Origin of the sequence: Kribbella sp. NPDC050124, assembly GCF_044460355.1 — a bacterium.
Classification (GTDB): domain Bacteria; phylum Actinomycetota; class Actinomycetes; order Propionibacteriales; family Kribbellaceae; genus Kribbella.
Genome location: NZ_JBITJU010000001.1, coordinates 670,490 through 686,449, shown reverse-complemented (window position 1 = coordinate 686,449; position 15,960 = coordinate 670,490). Strand labels below are relative to the sequence as shown.

Genomic DNA, 15,960 nt, shown 5'->3' with positions numbered 1-15,960 from the left:
AGGAGGTTGGATCGCGCCCGCGTCGGCGGGCCTGGTTAGGTGGGCGCACGAGAGGGGGTCAAACGATGGAGAACGGCGCGTTGCTGGACGCCCGCGAGGAGCAGGCGTACCGGTTGCTGGTCGGGCTGTCCGTGGCCAGGCCGTCGGAGCTCGCCGAGGTGGCCGAACTGCCGCAGCACGAGGCGGACGAGGTCCTTCAGCGACTGCAGGCGAAGGGGCTGGTCACGGTCCAGCAGGCCGACGGCCCGGTGTTCCGTCCGCTGCCACCCGACGTCGCACTCGGTACGACGCTGCTCCGTCGGCAGGAGTCGCTGGAGGCGGCTCGCAAGACCGTGGCCGCGTTGAGCGAGGAGTTCCGGGCTAGCGCGAGCCGCCGGGACGCACACCACCTCGTCGAGGTGATCGTCGGGGCCAACGCGCTCCGCGAGCGTCTGCGTGACCTGCAGGAGTCGGCTCGCGAGGAGATCCTCTGGTTCTGCCGCGCCAACCCGCTCGCGATGCCGGGCGCCGAGAACACCGAGGAGTACGGCGCTCTGAGCCGAGGGGTCCGGTATCGCGCGATCTACGAGCGCGCCCTGCTCGAGACGCCCGGTGAGCTCGACACCATCGCGGAGGGCATCAGCTGGGGCGAAGAGGCCCGCACGCTTCCGAGCCTTCCGGTCCGGCTGGCGATCGTGGACCGGGCGACCGCGGTCTGCCCGCTGGTCCGGGACGACGAGGTGGGCATCGGCGAACCGACGGCCGCGGTGATCGGCCGCGGTCAGTTGCTGGACGCCCTGCTGGCCCTCTTCGAGAGTCATTGGGAGCAGGCGACGCCCGTGAAGATGCAGGCGGACGCCACCGGGGAGGTCGAGGGCCTCGACGACTCCGAACGCTTCCTGCTGTCGTTGCTGGTGGCCGGCGTACCGGACAAGTCGATCGCATCCCAGTTGGGGATCAGCCGCCGTACCGTCCAGCGCCGGCTGGACCGGATGATGGCCCTGGCCGGTGTGGACACCCGGACCGGGCTGGCCTTCCAAGCGGCCAAACGCGGCTGGATCTGAGCCGGGGCAGCCCCCGCTGCCCCGGCTCGGTCCTGCTTACTTCACGCCGTACGCGCGGATGACGGTCTGCGTCACCGCCGCACCGGTGCCGTCAGTCGCGCGCACCTTCAGCGAGACGGTGCCCTGCGCGGACGGGACCACGGCCAGGTAGTGGCCGAGGGCACCTACGACGACGAGCTTCTTCCAGCTCTTGCCCTCGTCGTACGACGCCCAGGCCTGCAGCGCGGTCGACCGGGCACCACCGGTGACGTTGAAGCCGACCGTGTGGGTGCGGGTCGCGACCCGGCCGGTCAGGTCCACCGGAACGGTGTAGCCGACCTGCAGCAGCGACAGCGGCGTCGCCCTGTCCTCGGCCGTCTTCTTGGACCGGAACTCCCACGAGGTCTGCGTCCGCGTACCCCAGGTCCACTCGCCCTCCGTGTCGTTCCGCTCGGTCGAGAGATCGAGCTTGTACGACGCGTCGCCGCTGGTGGTGATCACGTCCGCCCAGGCGTTGGGCAGCTCCGCGATGACCTCGCCGTTGCGGGACAGCACCGCGGACGACGCCGTGGTCTCGCCGATCGTGTAGTGCCCAGAGGCGTCCACGAACGACGGGATCCGCAGCGACAAACGGTCAGCGGTGCGGGTCGACGGCGTCCCGGCAATCGCAGCCGGACGGACGACCGGGCCGAACCAGGTCTCCGACGACTGACCGCCCTGGTAGCTGCGCGGGGCCTCGACCATGCCGCCGCGGAGGGGGTTCATCTCGTCCCAGGTGTAGAGGTGGTGCACCCGGTGCTGCCAGAGCGAGTCACCGGACGTCACCCACTCCTCGCGCACCTTCGGGGTCTCGACGAACCGCTGCGAGTCGTTCCAGGCGTACTCCTGCCACGGCCGCCACCCGAAGCGCTGCTCCTTGGCCCAGTTGAAGCCACCGTTGTCGGCGTACTTGGTGGTGATCCGCGCGCTGTTCGCCGGCGTCACCTGGTAGGTGATCTTCGCCGGGATGAACCCGTTCGAGACCTGGTTGACGTCGTACAGGTACGGGCTGGAGGTGGTCAGCGTGAGGTCGATCGTGGCGCGGCCGCGCTTGGCCCGCTCGATCAGCTTCTGACCGTCGTTGAACCCGGTGACCATCGCCGGGATCGGCTCCCGGTCGCCGATCGGGCGCCACACCGTCCACGCCGACCAGTCCGCCGGCCGGACCAGGATCACCGCCGCGGCACCCGCCTTGGCGGCTGCGGCGATCTGGTCCTGCTCGCTGCCGTTGCCCCAGCCGTCCTCACTGGAGTTGATCACGGCCAGCGCGCCCTTCACGCCCTGGAGCGTGGAGTCGGCGTAGACCATCGGCAACCGCTTCGTCTGTCCGTCGTACGACGGCGAGCGGTGCAGCAGGTTGATGTCGAGCGGACCGGTGACACCCTGGACCGTGGCCTGGACCAGCGGCGCGACCAGCTGCCAGCGGGACGAGAACTCGAACGTGCCCTCCTGGACCGGCTTGGTCGCGGTCACGTTGACCTGCTTGACCGTGCTGAAGTGCATGACACCGTGGCTGATCGACCGGCCGTTGCCGTAGACCCGGTTCACGTAGTAGCTCAGGATCGCCTGCTGCTCGGACGGCTTCGGCGTCTCGATCGTGATCGGGGCCGCCGTGCGGGCGTCGATCACGACCTCGGTGTCCTTGCTGACCACGATGTTCGGGTTGGTGAAGAGGCTGACCTGCTCGTTCTGCGGGTCGTAGTTCTCGACCAGCCCGTGCAGCAGGTAGGTGCCCTCCTCGACCTCGGCGGTGATGCTCTCGTTGTCCGGGATCCAGGCGAGGACGTCGGACCGGGAGTTGTCACCGAACAGCGAGACCACCGGCACCGGGGACGGCTGACCGTCCAGGCCGACGCCGCGCAGGGTGATCTTGTACTTCTTGCCCTGCCGGAGTGCGCCGACCGCGGTCTGCACGACGACACCGTTGGCGCCAGTGGCAACGATCCGGCCGCTGTGCAGGCCGCGGTCGAGCTTGACCGCGTCCAGGTTCACCGGGACGTCGACACTGCCGTTGGCCGGGACAGTGACAGTGGCCGGGACACCGAAGGCGTCGGTCTCCGGCTTGCGGACGTCCAGATTGGTCACCGCGGCGGACAGGCTGAGGGTGACCGGTGTGTCGCCCGAGTTCCGGTAGGTGATGGTCCGGCTGCTCGTGTCGGTCAGCGTCTGCAGGCCGAAGTCGGCGACCGCGCTGGCGGTGACCTGCTGCGACGTCGCCCGGGCGAGGTCGACCCGGCCGGCGCCGTTCGCGTAGACGGACTGGTCCGCCTGCGACTTCGAGGTGCTGACCAGCGCGTCCTTCAGCTGGACCGCCGTCCAGTCCGGGTGCTGCTGCGCGAGCAGGGCAGCCGCTCCGGCCACGTGCGGCGCGGCCATCGACGTACCCGAGGCTGCCGTGTAGAGGTTGTCCACGGGCTCGCCCATGGCGGTGCCGGCGGCGCGGGCGGCGACGATGCCGACACCCGGCGCGGAGATCTCCGGCTTGAGACCGGCGTCCCCGAGGCGCGGTCCGCGGCTGGAGAAGTCCGCCAGCGCGTCGTTCCGGTCCACGGCGGCCACGGTCAGCGCCGACGCCGCGGCTCCCGGCGTACCGACCGACTCGTCGGAGCCGTCGTTGCCGGCGGACACGACGAACAGGGTGCCGGTCTGCGCGGTGATGTCGTTGACGGCCTGGCTCAGCGGGTCGAGGCCGTCGGTCGGGCCACCGCCGAGGCTCATGTTGACCACCTTGGCGCCCTCGGCGGCCGCCCACTCCATCCCGGCGATGATCCAGGAGTCGTAGCCCCAACCGTCGTCACCGAGCACCTTGCCGACGAGCAGGTCGGACTTCGGCGCGACGCCCTTCCGAGTGCCGCCGGCGCCCGCTCCGGTGCCGGCGATGGTCGCGGCGACGTGCGTGCCGTGACCGAAGTGGTCGGCCGGACCGGTCGGGCTGCCGGAGAAGTCCTGCGCCTCCTGCACCTTGCCGGCCAGGTCCGGGTGCTGGGCGTCGATGCCGGTGTCGAGTACGGCGACCTTGACGCCGGAGCCCTCGTACCCGGCCTGCCACGCGGCCGGCGCGCCGATCTGCGGCACGCTCTTGTCCAGTACCGCGCGCACCTTGCCGTCGAGCCAGATCTTGCTCACGCCACTGTTCAGCGCGCGGGCGCCGACCGCCGGCTTCAGCGACTTCCACAGCTCAGGCAGCTGGTTCTTGGCCGCGTCGACGGCCCGGCCGCCGATCGAGCTGAGGTCGCGCTTGGCCGTCGTACCGGCCAGCTCCTGCGAGCTGCGCAGGCCCTGGTCATACTTGACGATCAGCGGGAGCTGCTGGGCGGCGGAGTCGCCGTACCCGTCGGCGATCAGCTCCTCGACGTCGAACAGGTCGGCGTCCAGGACGCCGGTGGAGATGTACGGGACGGCGTCACTCGGCAGCACCCGGAGGCCGCCGTCGACCTCGATGGTGTGGAAGGTGACCCGCTCGCGGCCGGTCGCCGGGGTGACGGTCGCCGCCTTCTTGCCGGCGCCGGCGTCGCTCACCTCGACGACGTCGCCGGTGATCAGCGTGACCTTGGTGGTCGGGCCGGCGTTCCCGGCAGGTGTCGGTGGTGGCGATCCGGCGGCGGCCGGGGTCGCCGTGACCGCGCCGAGGGTCAGCAGTGCCGCGAGGGTGGCGGCAGTGATCCGATGGGGGGACATCATTCTCCTTAGAGGCTGGGGGCAGGCGCACCTCTCTTTCCGGAGAGTTTGCAATCTGGTCACGAAGATCCGCCCTGTCCATCACTGCCGTCCCTGCGACATGGCACACACACGCCACAACCCGGCACCATCTCCCTCATGACCCAACAGCAGGTGGCACGCGGGAGGGTCCTGAAATGGGCCTGGGTCGGCACGTTCGTCGTCGGCGCAGTGCTGTACCTCCTCGTCCTGGCCGTCCTGACCGACACCGGGAACCCGAATCTCGTCCCGACCATGATCCTGCTCGGGGCGCTCGTGGTACCCCTCACTTTCGTGACGTTCGCGGCCGGCTGCTCCGAGCGCTGGCTGATCGACGGCCCGACCCTCGGCGGCTGCCTGCTGTTCGGCGGCGTCGTCGGCGTGGTGGTCGCCGGCCTCCTCGAGTACGACGCGATGCGCCGGCTCGGCACGCTCCCGATGGTCGGCGTCGGGCTGATCGAGGAGACCGCCAAACTGCTCGTGCCGGCCGCACTGGTGATCTTCTTCGGCCACCGCTACCGCACGTCGCTGGGCACCGGCATCATCATCGGCGTCGCGGTCGGCACCGGTTTCGCCGTACTGGAGACGATGGGCTACGCGTTCGTCGCGCTCCTCCAGTCCAACGGCAACGTCGGAGCCGCCGAGGAGACCCTGTTCATCCGCGGGCTGCTCTCACCCGCCGGCCACGCCGCCTGGACCGGCCTGACCTGCTGGGGCCTGTGGCGCTTCGTCACCGAGCCAACCGGCAAACACTTCGCCGTCTTCCTCGGCATGTTCGCGCTGGCCGTCGCCCTACACACCACCTGGGACGGCATCGGCGGCTGGATCACCTACGTCGTAGTCGGCTCCATCTCAATCGGCCTCCTCCTCTACGGCCTCAGGCGCGCCCAACGAGTCGACAACCGGGTCGAGGTGTCGTAGTGGAGCTGAGCTGTCTCATCTCCTGCTCGGGCTTCCCAGGCATCTCGCTTCTCGGAAGACAATTGCCACTGCGCGGCACCGATCTTCCGAAAAGCCGACCTCCTCCTCCAAGCGCTGACAAGCACGTGCAACCGGGCGACCGGAAGCGCCAGCCAGCACGCGACGCAGGAGCGGGCGTAGCGACTGCATGGGTAGACAACTTGTCCACGATGGACTTACTGTCCAGGCATGACTCCTGAGCAGGTTGCGCCGGTTGGGGCTGCGTTGGCGCGGTTGTTGTCGCCGCACGCGGAAGTCGTGCTGCACGATCCCGCGACCGACGAGATCGTCGCGATCTGGAACCCGTTGTCCGGCCGCGAGCCGGGTGATCCCTCGCTGCTCGGTGAGTTGAACGAGCTGTCCCCGACCGACCCCGACGTGTACGGGCCGTACCCGAAGGTGCTCCCGGACGGACGCCGGCTCTCCAGCGTCAGCGCAATCATGCGGGACGAAGACGGCAAACCGGCGTACGTGTTCTGCGTGAACGTGGACCGGACCGCCTTCGAGGAGGCGAGCCGACTACTGGCCGCCTTCGCCGCGCCGGCGCACGGTCAGCCGCGCGTGCTGTTCGAGCACGACTGGTCCGAGACGCTCAACGAGATCGTCGCCTCCTACGTGCGCGAGCGCGGTGTCGCCGCCGACCGACTCAGCCGGGACGACCGAGTTGAGCTGCTCAACCGGCTCGACGCGGCGGGTGTGCTGAGCCAGCGGCGGTCGGTGCCGGCGGTCGCCCGTGCGCTGCGGATGTCGCGGTCCGCGCTCTACCAACTGCTCGCCCAGACCCGGAAGGAGCCCCATGCCGACCCTGCCTGACTTCCGGCTGGAGACGTACTTCGCCAAGTGGGAGTTCAACGCCCGCTACCACCTGACCGCCTCCGACGCGCAGACCCACAGCTTGAGCGACCTGCTCGCCCTCGCCGACGACGACGGCCGCGAGCGCTGGGAATCGCTCACCCTCGGCTACACCGAGACCCGCGGCCTGCCCGCTCTCCGCGAGGAGATCGCCGCCACCTACGCAGAGGCTGAGCCCGACGACATCCTGTGCTTCGCCGGCGCGGAGGAAGCCATCTACCTCGCCATGCGCGCACTGCTCGAGCCCACCGACCACCTCGTCGTACTGACACCCAACTACCAGGCGGCCGAAACAGTCCCGCTGGCGGTGTGCGAGGTGACCGGCGTCGCGCTGCGGCCCGAAGACGACTGGGCACTGGACGTCGACGCAGTCGCACAAGCCGTCAGACCGAACACCCGAATGGTGTCGGTCAACTTCCCCAACAACCCCACCGGCGCGGTCCCAGCCCAAGAAGCCTGGCTTGACCTCGTCCGACTGTGCGACGAACGCGGGATCACCCTGTTCAGCGACGAGGTCTATCGCGGCCTCGAGCTCACCCGACCACCCTTGCCCCAAGCAACAGACCTCTCCGGTACGGCGCTCTCCCTCAACGTCATGTCGAAGGCGTACGGCCTGCCCGGCCTCCGGATCGGGTGGATCGCCTGCCGGGATCGCGCCGTACTGGACAAGCTCGAACGCGCGAAGCACTACACGACGATCTGCAACTCCGCACCGAGCGAGGTGCTCGCGCTGATCGCCCTGCGTGCCCGCGACCATCTGCTCGACCGCAACCGCCGGATCGTCGCGGAGAACCTCCCGGTCTTCACCGACTTCTTCGCGCGCTACCCAGACCTATTCGAATTCACCCCACCCGACGGCGGCTGTGTCTGCTTCCCGCGCTACCTCGGCGCCGACGGCGTCGAAGCCATGTGCACCGACCTGGTCGAGCAGGCCGGCGTACTCCTCCTGCCCGCCAGCATCTACAGCTCCGCCCTCACCGAGACCCCGACCGACCGCTTCCGCGTCGGGCTCGGCCGCAGCAACCCGACCGGGGCCTTGGCCGCCTGGTCCGACTGGCTGGAGAAGCGCAGATGACCCTGCCCGTCATCGGCCTCCCCGAGATCAGCAAGGTCGCGACACCAGAGCTCGTCTCCACAGCGGTCCGCGACGCGCTGATCGCCCACGCGGAGGGCCGTACGGCGGTCCCGTCGCCAATGGTGCTCGACTTCCCAGAGCACTCCGGCGACTGCCACATCAAGGCCGGGTACGTCGAGGGATCGCCGTACTTCACGGTGAAGATCGCCAGCACGTTTGCCTCAGTAAACAACGGCCTGATGCTCGTGGTCGACGCGACCACCGGCTCCCCGGCCGCGGTACTCGCCGACGAAGGCAAGCTGACAGCCTGGCGTACGGCGGCCGCGGGAGCCCTCATCACCGACGCCCTGACCCCGGCCGACGTCGACGAGGTCGCCGTACTCGGGACCGGCGAGCAAGCCCTCCTGCAGGTGCTGTGGTTGCAGCAACTCCGCCCGTTGCGACGCGTGAAGGTGTGGGGCCGACGCCCGGAGGCTGTGGACAAACTCTGCGCAGCCTTCGCCCAAGAGGGCCTGGATGCCCGGCCCGATGCACTCGACGGCGCAGCCTGCGTGATCGCGACGACATCTGCCCGCTCACCGCTACCGGCCGAGGCGTTTCGCGATGCCGTCCACATCACCGGGATCGGCACCGACATGCCCGGCAAGGGCGAACTGCCACCCGAGCTGTTCGCGGGTGCCCTGATCGCCACCGACGATCACGAACAGTGCCTCGACCACGGCGACTTCGGCAACGCGGTCCGCGCCGGAGTCGTGCCGGACGACGCCGACATCGCGATCGGCGCCGTACTGCGCGACGGCCTGGACCGCACGCACCGCTCGATCGCCGACCTCACCGGCATCGGCGCCGCCGACGCGGCCGTCGCCGCTGCGGTCGTCACCTCCGTGAGATAGCCGCGGCGCTCACGGCCAGATCGACGAGATCCACTCGGGGTGGTCGATGAACGGGTTCCGGTTGTGCTGGTAGGTGGCGTAGATGACCTCGTTGCGACGCTTCTCGAAGGCGTCCGGCGGGTCGGCGGCGGCCCAAGCTTTGAGGACTGAGAGCTTGCCCATGTACGGCGCGGTGCCGTTGCCGACCGAGTTGTTGAGTTCGAGGTTGGCGAAGCCGTCGCCGCCCTCGTAGCGGACCGCCATGTAGAAGATCATCCGGGCGACGTCACCACGGACCGCGGCGCGCGGTGCGAACGAGTCGCCGTCCACGGTGCAGCCGGAGCACTCCGACACCGCCGAGCCGCCGTTGTCGAAGTCGAGGTTGCCGCGGGCAGCGTTCACCGACACGTCCTCAGGACGGAGATGGTGGATGTCGGTGCCCGGGCCGGTCGCCGTACCGAAGTCGCCGTGCGACTTGGCCCAGACGTGTTCGCGGTTCCAGTCGTTCGGGTCGCCGCCGTTGGTGCTCTTGCTCTGCGACCGGCCGGAGTAGATCAGGATGACGTTGTTGCTGTTGGCCGGGTCCTGGTCGGTGTCCTTGAGCGCGTTCCAGACCTGGTCGTAGCTCAGCTTGGTCTGGTCCGAGATGATCGTGTGCAACGCCGCCTTCAGCGCGGCCCCGGTCTTCCCCTCCGCGCCCGCGTAGTAGTCACCCGGATCCGGCCCCGGATCGGACGAGCCGCCACCGCTGAACGCCGTCGTGTCCTTCAGCCCGGCGTGCGAGAAATACGCACTCAGCGTGCCGGTCACGGTGATCTTCTGGCCGAGCAGCCCTGGGTTGCTCTGCAGCCCGTACGACGACCGGAACGCCGACGTGATCTGGACGTACAGCATCGACGACGTACCCGTCTGCGACGCCGAGTCCGCCAACGCGAGCGCGTAGTCGTTCGGGAAGTTGCTCCGCACAACGGTGCTGGTCGCGGTCGGCTGGCCGACCACGTACCCGGTGACCGTCGCGGTCGACCCGTCCTGCCGGCCGATCGCCGTACTCACGCTGATCGGTGTCGCCGCCGAGGTCGGCGTGATGCCGAAGCCGAGCAGCGCTAGTACGACGCTGACGATCAGAGTGGGGCGTAGTACGCGAGAACGAAGCACGGCATCTCCCAGGGGCGGTTGGGGACCACTGCGTCGCAGGTCAGTCTGCCCAGCCGAACCGGCCGTCGAACATCCGCCCGGGAAACGAGGAATGAAGAGTTGAGTAGGTGGGGCGGTGGGCGAGTGAGTGTCGCTCGCCGCCCCACCTCGGTGTATGGGCCCCCATCAGGACGCGACGGACCGCCGCGAGCTGCTCTGCCCATCCACCAGTGAGGCGCTACTGGCGGGCAGCACCTCACCGACACAGTGGCGTGGTGCGGACGCCGTTAACGGACCGTACTCAGTCCAGCACGCAATGTCCACAGGTCAGAGCAGCCGTCTCACTCTACTGACGGGTCACTGAACAAGCAGCGGTCATCCCTTGACAGCACCCGCCGCGACGCCGGAGGTGACCCGGCCCTGCAGCACCAGGAAGATCACCAGCACCGGCAGCATGAACAGCGTGGCCGCCGCCATCGTCGCGCCCCAGTCGGTTCCGAAGGTGTTGCTGAACGACGACAGCCAGACCGGCAGCGTCCGCTGGTCCTGCTCCTTGATGATCAGCAGGTTCGCGAACGCGAACTCGTTCCACGCGGTGATGAACCCGAACAGCGACGTGGACAGCAGCCCCGGCGCGAGCAGCGGGAACACGATCCGCCGGAACGCCTGGAACTGGTTGCACCCGTCCACCTGCCCCGCCTCCTCGAGTTCGGCCGGGATCGCGTTCAGGAACCCGCGCAGCGTCACGATCGTGAACGGCAGCGTCATCATGAAGTAGATCAGCGTCAGCATCGGCAGTTTGTCCAGCATGTCGGTGTCCCGGGCGATCACGTACATCGGGATCAGCAACGCCTCCCACGGCGTCATCTGGGCCACGAACACCATCAGGATGAACGCCTGCCGGCCCTTCCACCGCAGCCGCGCGACCGCGAACGCGGCCAGGCACGCGACCACGAGCGCGAGCAGTACGGCGCTGATCGCGACGAGCACCGAGTTCCGCCAGAACAACCAGAAGCCGTCCGCGTGCACCGCCGTACTGAAATGGCGCAGCGTCACGTGGGTCGGGAAGAAGGACGGTGTCTCGGCCTGGATGTCCTTGGCCGGCTTGAACGCGGTCAGCACCATCCAGTAGACGGGGAACACGCTGCAGACGAACACGCCCAGCGCCACCACGTTGAGCACCACCCGACGCGGCTTCACAGCTCACCCTCTTCCTTGAACAGCTGCCGGAAGTAGGCGAGCAGTACGACGGTCAGCAGCAGCACCGTGACCATCGAGATCGCCGCTCCGAGGTCGTAGCGGTTCAGCGACTGCGCGATCTGGTACGCGTACACCGGCAGCGTCAGCGTCGCGTCACCCGGCCCGCCCTGGCTGATCACCCAGATGTGGACGAAGCACTTGAACACCCAGATGACCTCCAGGCACAGGATCAGCCCGAACATCGGCCGCAGGATCGGGAACGTGATCAGCCGGAAGATCTTCACCGCGCCGGCGCCGTCGATCTGCGCCGACTCGTACAGCTCCCGCGGCACCGTGGTCATCGCCGCGTACAGCGTGAGCGCGGCGAACGGCACCGACTGCCAGACTATCAGTACGACGATGATCGCGAACGTCGACGTCCCGTCCGCGAACCACGCGTAACCGTCGTACTGCGAGAACCCGAGCCGGACCAGGACCCAGTTGACGACCCCGAGCTGGGACTGGAACAGCCACTGGAACACGGTGGTTGCCGCCAGCACCGGAATCGCCCAGGCCAGCACCAGCCCGCCCATCACGGCCAGTCGCATCCACTTGCCCAGGGCCCCGATCAGCAGGGCGACCAGGGTGGACAGCACCATGATCAGGCCGACGTTGATCGCGGTGAACGCGAACGTCCGGCCGACCACCGACCAGAACTTGTCGTCGGCGAAGATCTCCCGGTAGTTGGCCAGGCCGACGAACTCGGCGTTGCCCCGGATCAGCTGGCCGATGCCGAACTTCTGCACCGAGATGACCAGGTTGCGGACCATCGGGTAGAGCAGCAGGTACGCCATCCCGAGCAGGGTCGGCGCGATCAGCAGGTACGGCAGCACCACGCGGGCGCGCCCCCGCCGTACCCCGGCCGGCGCGGGGCCGGTCGGGGAGGCGGGGGCGGTCCGCTCGACTTGAGCGACGGCCACGGTCTACTTGCCGCTGTTGAGCGCCTCGGTGATGATCGCGTCGGCCGCCTTGGCCGCCGCGACCGGATCACCGCCGGTCAGCACCTTGGTCTGGTACTCCTTGATCGGGTTCTTCGCCTCGACCGCGGCCCAGTTCGGCGAGTTCGGCGTCGCCTTGCCGTTCGCGGCGCCGGCCGCCATCGCCTGGGTCCCCTCGTCCGAGCCGACCTGGGCGGCGAGGCTGGTCCGGTTCGGCACGTACTTCATCGTCTTGGCCAGGTCGACCTGCCACTGCTCGCCGGCGAGTTCCTTGATGAACGTGTACGCAGCGTCGGGTGCGTCGGAGGCCTCCGGGATGATCAGGTCCGAGCCGCCGGTGAACACCGCGCCCGGCTTGTCGGCGGTCTTGCCCGGGATCGGGAAGAAGCCGAGCTTGTCCTTGAGCGCCGGGTTCGCCTGCGCGATCAGCTCGGCGGCGCCGGGGACCGCGATCATCTGCGCGACCTTGCCCTGCGCGAACACGTCGGTCTGGGTCGGCTTCGCCTCGTCGGAGTCCTTAGGGCCCTTGCCGAGCGCCTGGATCTGCTGGTAGAACTCCATCCCCTTGATCGCCTCGGGCGACTCCAGCGCGCCCTTCCAGGTGTCGCCCTCCTTGACCGCGAGGTCGCCGCCCTCGTCCCAGATGAAGCCGGACAGCACGTAGAAGTTCTGGCCGGGCAGGTAGATGCCCTGGTTGCCGCCGGTGTTCAGTTTGGCGGTGGCGGCCAGCCACTCCTCCCGAGTCTTCGGCGGAGTCGCGATGCCGGCAGCCTGGAACAGGTCCTTGCGGTAGACGACGACCCGGTTGGCTGCGTAGTACGGGACGCCGTACTGCTTGCCCTCGTAGTTGCCGGGCGCGGCCAGACCCTCGATCCAGTCGTCACCCTTCAGGTCGGCCTTCTTGTCGGTCAGGTCCTTCACCCCACCGGACGCCGAGTACTGCGCGACCTGAGTGTTGCCGACCTCGATCACGTCCGGCGCGTCCTTGCTGGCCAGCGCGGCGATGATCTTCGGCCCGATCCCGTTCCACTCCTGGATCTGGACGTTCAGCTTGATGTCGGTGTGCTTGGCGGCGAAGTCGTCCTGGAAGCGCTTCAGGAAGTCGTCCGAGACGGACCCCTTCATCAGCCACACGTCGATGGTGGCCGGACCGCTGCTCGCGGAGTCGTCGCCACCGGACGACCCACAGGCGGCGACGGCGGTGAGCGAGAGCGCCGCGACGGCAGCCACGGCAAGAGAACGGAACCTCATGGATCACCTCTGGCGGAGAGCCGGACGCAGGCCGGCTGACTGGTATGAACCCGTTTCGTTCGGTGCGAGGAGAATGCCGAACCGTCACCACCAGGTCAATACTTCAGAAGCCTCCGTTACTATCCCGTGAGAGCGCATCCCCGCGGCAGCTCAGAACGCCCCTGCCGCGATTTCGTCATGTCATGCACCACCCGTTGCAAGTCGCGCAACGACGTCTCCTTGGATGAGGTCGGCGGACACAACCCGGACCGTGGTCTCGCGGTGTAGGCGCTCGAGTTTGGTTACTCCGCTACCAACAGCGCTGAGATGTGCCTCGGTCGGGACTATGACCACGCCGACCCCACGACGTCGCACCGATCTGATCAGCGCGTCGAAGGCGGCCGGGTCCGTGCCGAAGCGCTCCACGAACACCTTGCAGAGGTAGAGCCCTTCCAGCTCGGCGACTTCCGCGAGCCGGCCCTTCGCCCGGATCAACTGATCGCAGGTCATGGATCGGTACTGCCGCAGGTAGCCGACCGCGAGGGGCTTCGGGCCGGTCATGCCGGGCTCCTTTCGTGGTGGACGGGGCCGGCGTCGGTTGCAGGGTTCACAACGCCGGCCCCGCCGATCGGAGGGGCATCTCAATCTCAGCGTCTCGGCCGACCGACCGACAGGCGCAAACGCCGTGCAATGGGCGACGACCTGTGCAGAACCCGTGCACTGAGGAGCAAATCGCTTGGATGTGTACCTGTTCGCTCCGGCATCCTCCAGCTACTGTGAGTGGACCGGACCGGTTTCGCGAAGAGGCTGCATGAGTTCGCCCAACGAATTGTTCGCCGCACTGATGGCCGAGGCGTCCTGTTCACGAAGTGCGCTCGCCCGCGACATCCGCGACCTTGCAGCGGCGAGGGGGCTGGACGTCCGGTGCGACCACGTCGATGTCGGTCGCTGGCTCAACGGGATGGTCCCGCGCGGTGACAAGCCGGCGCTGATTGCCGAGGCTCTCGGGCGGCGCCTCGGTCGCGTTGTGGCTCTCAGCGAACTGGGCTTCACCGGCGGGCAGCCGCTCACCTTGGCGCTGTCGTTCTCCGAATCTCGCGACGCGACGATCCGGACCTCTCGCACGCTCTGGACAGAAGACTTGAGGCGCTCTGACTTCCTCCGCATGGCGGTCAGCGCAGGCGCGCTGACCACCCCGATGGCGCGATGGCTGGTGTCGCCGCCGGCCGAACCGCCGTACCGTTCCCGCGGTCCTCGACGCGTCGGTGCGGATGATGTTGCTGCCGTCAGGGCGACGTTGCAGATGTTCGAAGCTCTCGACCACAAGTTCGGTGGGGGACACGCCCGGTCCGCAGCGGTCCAGTACCTCAGTGACGCGGTGACTCCACTGCTTGATGCGAGCTATACCGACGCGATTGGCCGAGACCTGTTCGCTGTCGCTGCGCAGTTCACCTACAAGACCGGTGCGATGGCGTACGACGTCGGCCGGCACGGCCTCGCACGCCGGTACTTCGTCCAGGCGCTGAACCTGGCACACGCCTCAGGCGATCGACCGCTTGGCGGAAAGGTTCTGGCCTTGATGAGTCACCAGGCGAACTACCTCGGCGAGTACCAGGAGGCTGTGGACCTGGCGAGAGCCGCCGCGCTCGGAGCAGCGGGCCGCGCCACGCCGCGGGTACGGGCGATGTACGCCGCGATGGAAGCACGCGCGCTCGCGAGCATCGGCGACGAGCGGTCGTGCCTGCGAGCAATGCAGCAGGCTCAGGCCGCGTTTTCGCAGGAAGCCGAAGATGGCGAGCCCGACTGGATCGGGTACTTCGACCAAGCGGAACTCCAGGACGAGTTGGCCCACTGCTTCACTACGCTTCGTGCGCCGCGTGAGGCACAGCAGCACGCGCAGCTCGCTCTCGGGGAGTCCTCAGACCTGCACCCGCGGAGCCGTCAGCGTTCGATCACCGACTTTCGGGAGCAAGCGCGGACGATCCTGACGGTCGCCTCCTGAGGGGTCAAGTCCCTGGAGTCCAATGTCTGGGGCCGTCAGGGTCCCGGAGGGAGGCGATTCGGCGGGTGGCTTCTGGCTTCAGGCGGGGCTCGCGGATGAGGCGGCTGAGGAGCCATGCGGTCATGCGGAACTCGCGGAGGGCTGCGAGGGTCTCGAAGCCGCTCCAGGTGCGAATGTCCCAGCCGTACGACGCGACGAAGGCGTCGTACTCGGCGTCGGAGTACCAGCCAAGTCGTTGGTAGACCCCCGGAACGACGAGGTCCCACTCGCGCGGGCCGATGCTGAAGCGTTCGAGGTCGAGGAGTACGGCGGGACCGTCCGTGCCACGGATCGCGTTCTTCCGGTTCGCGTCTCCATGGATCACACAGGTCGGCAGGCCTTCGCTCACCCGCGCGCAGTCGATCCGGAGCTCTCCGATCCGCTCGGCCAGAAAGCTCCGGTCACTCGCACTCAACGCCGGTTCCGCGGAGGCAAGGTGCTCGTCCAGCCGAACGAATGGATCCAGCGCCGGGATGTCGAAGTCTCTGGGCACTTCCAGGCCGTGCAACTGCCGGAGCAGCTCTGCGAGTTCCGCCGTACTGGCCATGGAGGCACCTGGAACCTCGTGCCAGAACGTGACGACATAACCGTCGACCAGGACAGGTTGCTCAATCGACTCCAGTGGCCGTACGGCCGGCACCCCCTGAGCCGCGAGCCACCTTCCGGTGCGGACCTCACGGAGTGCTCTTTCACCTGCCGCTGCCGTCGCGATCCGGGCGACTGTTCGGCCGGGCAGACGGAAGACCGCGTTGTCGGCGATCGGTCCCAGCAGTTCGGCTTGCGTACCGTCGCGATCGAGCTTGGCGGCAACTGCCCGAACCACCGCGATTGCCGCGTCGCGATCAACCGCCATGCCTCAGTC

At 68.3% G+C, this 15,960-nt stretch carries 13 protein-coding genes; 6 read left to right on the top strand and 7 right to left on the bottom strand.

The features are described 5' to 3' along the window. The first annotated feature begins 65 nt into the window (after positions 1 to 65). Entirely contained in the window at positions 66 to 1,043 is a 978-nt protein-coding gene (locus ACIBL3_RS03440; protein ID WP_396351555.1) for a helix-turn-helix domain-containing protein, read from the top strand. 36 nt (positions 1,044 to 1,079) lie between these two features. Here ACIBL3_RS03440 and ACIBL3_RS03435 read toward each other — a convergent pair whose 3' ends face one another. Continuing rightward, on the bottom strand, positions 1,080 to 4,739 hold the full coding sequence (locus ACIBL3_RS03435) for a S8 family serine peptidase (protein WP_396351554.1): 3,660 nt from the start codon (positions 4,737 to 4,739) through the stop codon (positions 1,080 to 1,082). Positions 4,740 to 4,877: 138 nt separating this feature from the next. Here ACIBL3_RS03435 and ACIBL3_RS03430 point away from each other — a divergent pair, with 138 nt between their 5' ends. The 4 genes from ACIBL3_RS03430 to ACIBL3_RS03415 all read left to right on the top strand — a co-directional run bounded on the left by ACIBL3_RS03430 (position 4,878) and on the right by ACIBL3_RS03415 (position 8,537). Further along, positions 4,878 to 5,678 carry a PrsW family intramembrane metalloprotease gene (locus ACIBL3_RS03430; protein WP_396351553.1) on the top strand — a complete coding sequence of 267 codons (801 nt, stop codon included), beginning with the start codon at positions 4,878 to 4,880 and terminating at the stop codon, positions 5,676 to 5,678. Positions 5,679 to 5,906: 228 nt separating this feature from the next. Then, positions 5,907 to 6,530 carry a transcriptional regulator gene (locus ACIBL3_RS03425; protein WP_396351552.1) on the top strand — a complete coding sequence of 208 codons (624 nt, stop codon included), beginning with the start codon at positions 5,907 to 5,909 and terminating at the stop codon, positions 6,528 to 6,530. Further along, positions 6,514 to 7,644, top strand: a complete 1,131-nt coding sequence (locus tag ACIBL3_RS03420; protein ID WP_396351551.1) for an aminotransferase class I/II-fold pyridoxal phosphate-dependent enzyme — start codon at positions 6,514 to 6,516, stop codon at positions 7,642 to 7,644. Before ACIBL3_RS03425 ends, ACIBL3_RS03420 begins: the two co-directional genes overlap by 17 nt. After that, positions 7,641 to 8,537 carry an ornithine cyclodeaminase family protein gene (locus ACIBL3_RS03415; protein WP_396351550.1) on the top strand — a complete coding sequence of 299 codons (897 nt, stop codon included), beginning with the start codon at positions 7,641 to 7,643 and terminating at the stop codon, positions 8,535 to 8,537. The genes ACIBL3_RS03420 and ACIBL3_RS03415 overlap by 4 nt, the downstream gene beginning before the upstream one ends. A 9-nt stretch (positions 8,538 to 8,546) precedes the next feature. Here ACIBL3_RS03415 and ACIBL3_RS03410 read toward each other — a convergent pair whose 3' ends face one another. From ACIBL3_RS03410 to ACIBL3_RS03390, 5 genes are all read right to left on the bottom strand, one after another. Next, positions 8,547 to 9,671: an endonuclease gene (locus ACIBL3_RS03410; protein ID WP_396351549.1), complete on the bottom strand. Its 1,125-nt coding sequence runs from the start codon at positions 9,669 to 9,671 to the stop codon at positions 8,547 to 8,549. A 354-nt stretch (positions 9,672 to 10,025) separates the two neighbouring features. Next, complete coding sequence (locus ACIBL3_RS03405; protein ID WP_396351548.1) at positions 10,026 to 10,850, bottom strand: carbohydrate ABC transporter permease; 825 nt, start codon at positions 10,848 to 10,850, stop codon at positions 10,026 to 10,028. Further along, on the bottom strand, positions 10,847 to 11,809 hold the full coding sequence (locus tag ACIBL3_RS03400) for a carbohydrate ABC transporter permease (RefSeq protein WP_396351547.1): 963 nt from the start codon (positions 11,807 to 11,809) through the stop codon (positions 10,847 to 10,849). The genes ACIBL3_RS03405 and ACIBL3_RS03400 overlap by 4 nt, the downstream gene beginning before the upstream one ends. Before the next feature lie 3 nt (positions 11,810 to 11,812). Continuing rightward, positions 11,813 to 13,078, bottom strand: a complete 1,266-nt coding sequence (locus ACIBL3_RS03395; protein WP_396351546.1) for an extracellular solute-binding protein — start codon at positions 13,076 to 13,078, stop codon at positions 11,813 to 11,815. A gap of 180 nt (positions 13,079 to 13,258) precedes the next feature. Next, complete coding sequence (locus tag ACIBL3_RS03390; protein ID WP_396351545.1) at positions 13,259 to 13,618, bottom strand: hypothetical protein; 360 nt, start codon at positions 13,616 to 13,618, stop codon at positions 13,259 to 13,261. A gap of 250 nt (positions 13,619 to 13,868) precedes the next feature. Between ACIBL3_RS03390 and ACIBL3_RS03385 the strand changes: the two genes are divergently transcribed. Further along, entirely contained in the window at positions 13,869 to 15,059 is a 1,191-nt protein-coding gene (locus ACIBL3_RS03385; protein ID WP_396351544.1) for a hypothetical protein, read from the top strand. 4 nt (positions 15,060 to 15,063) lie between these two features. Here the strand turns inward: ACIBL3_RS03385 and ACIBL3_RS03380 are convergent, their stop codons facing one another. Next, positions 15,064 to 15,951 (bottom strand): phosphotransferase enzyme family protein, encoded by an 888-nt coding sequence (locus ACIBL3_RS03380; RefSeq protein WP_396351543.1) that lies wholly within the window; start codon positions 15,949 to 15,951, stop codon positions 15,064 to 15,066. Positions 15,952 to 15,960 lie beyond the last annotated feature (9 nt).

Bases quoted from the DNA above. Each gene is read 5' to 3' on its own strand.
- ACIBL3_RS03440 (WP_396351555.1), top strand. From the start codon at position 66: ATGGAGAACGGCGCGTTGCTGGACGCCCGCGAGGAGCAGGCGTACCGG.
- ACIBL3_RS03435 (WP_396351554.1), bottom strand. From the start codon at position 4,739: ATGTCCCCCCATCGGATCACTGCCGCCACCCTCGCGGCACTGCTGACC.
- ACIBL3_RS03430 (WP_396351553.1), top strand. From the start codon at position 4,878: ATGACCCAACAGCAGGTGGCACGCGGGAGGGTCCTGAAATGGGCCTGG.
- ACIBL3_RS03425 (WP_396351552.1), top strand. From the start codon at position 5,907: ATGACTCCTGAGCAGGTTGCGCCGGTTGGGGCTGCGTTGGCGCGGTTG.
- ACIBL3_RS03420 (WP_396351551.1), top strand. From the start codon at position 6,514: ATGCCGACCCTGCCTGACTTCCGGCTGGAGACGTACTTCGCCAAGTGG.
- ACIBL3_RS03415 (WP_396351550.1), top strand. From the start codon at position 7,641: ATGACCCTGCCCGTCATCGGCCTCCCCGAGATCAGCAAGGTCGCGACA.
- ACIBL3_RS03395 (WP_396351546.1), bottom strand. From the start codon at position 13,078: ATGAGGTTCCGTTCTCTTGCCGTGGCTGCCGTCGCGGCGCTCTCGCTC.
- ACIBL3_RS03390 (WP_396351545.1), bottom strand. From the start codon at position 13,618: ATGACCGGCCCGAAGCCCCTCGCGGTCGGCTACCTGCGGCAGTACCGA.
- ACIBL3_RS03385 (WP_396351544.1), top strand. From the start codon at position 13,869: ATGAGTTCGCCCAACGAATTGTTCGCCGCACTGATGGCCGAGGCGTCC.
- ACIBL3_RS03380 (WP_396351543.1), bottom strand. From the start codon at position 15,951: ATGGCGGTTGATCGCGACGCGGCAATCGCGGTGGTTCGGGCAGTTGCC.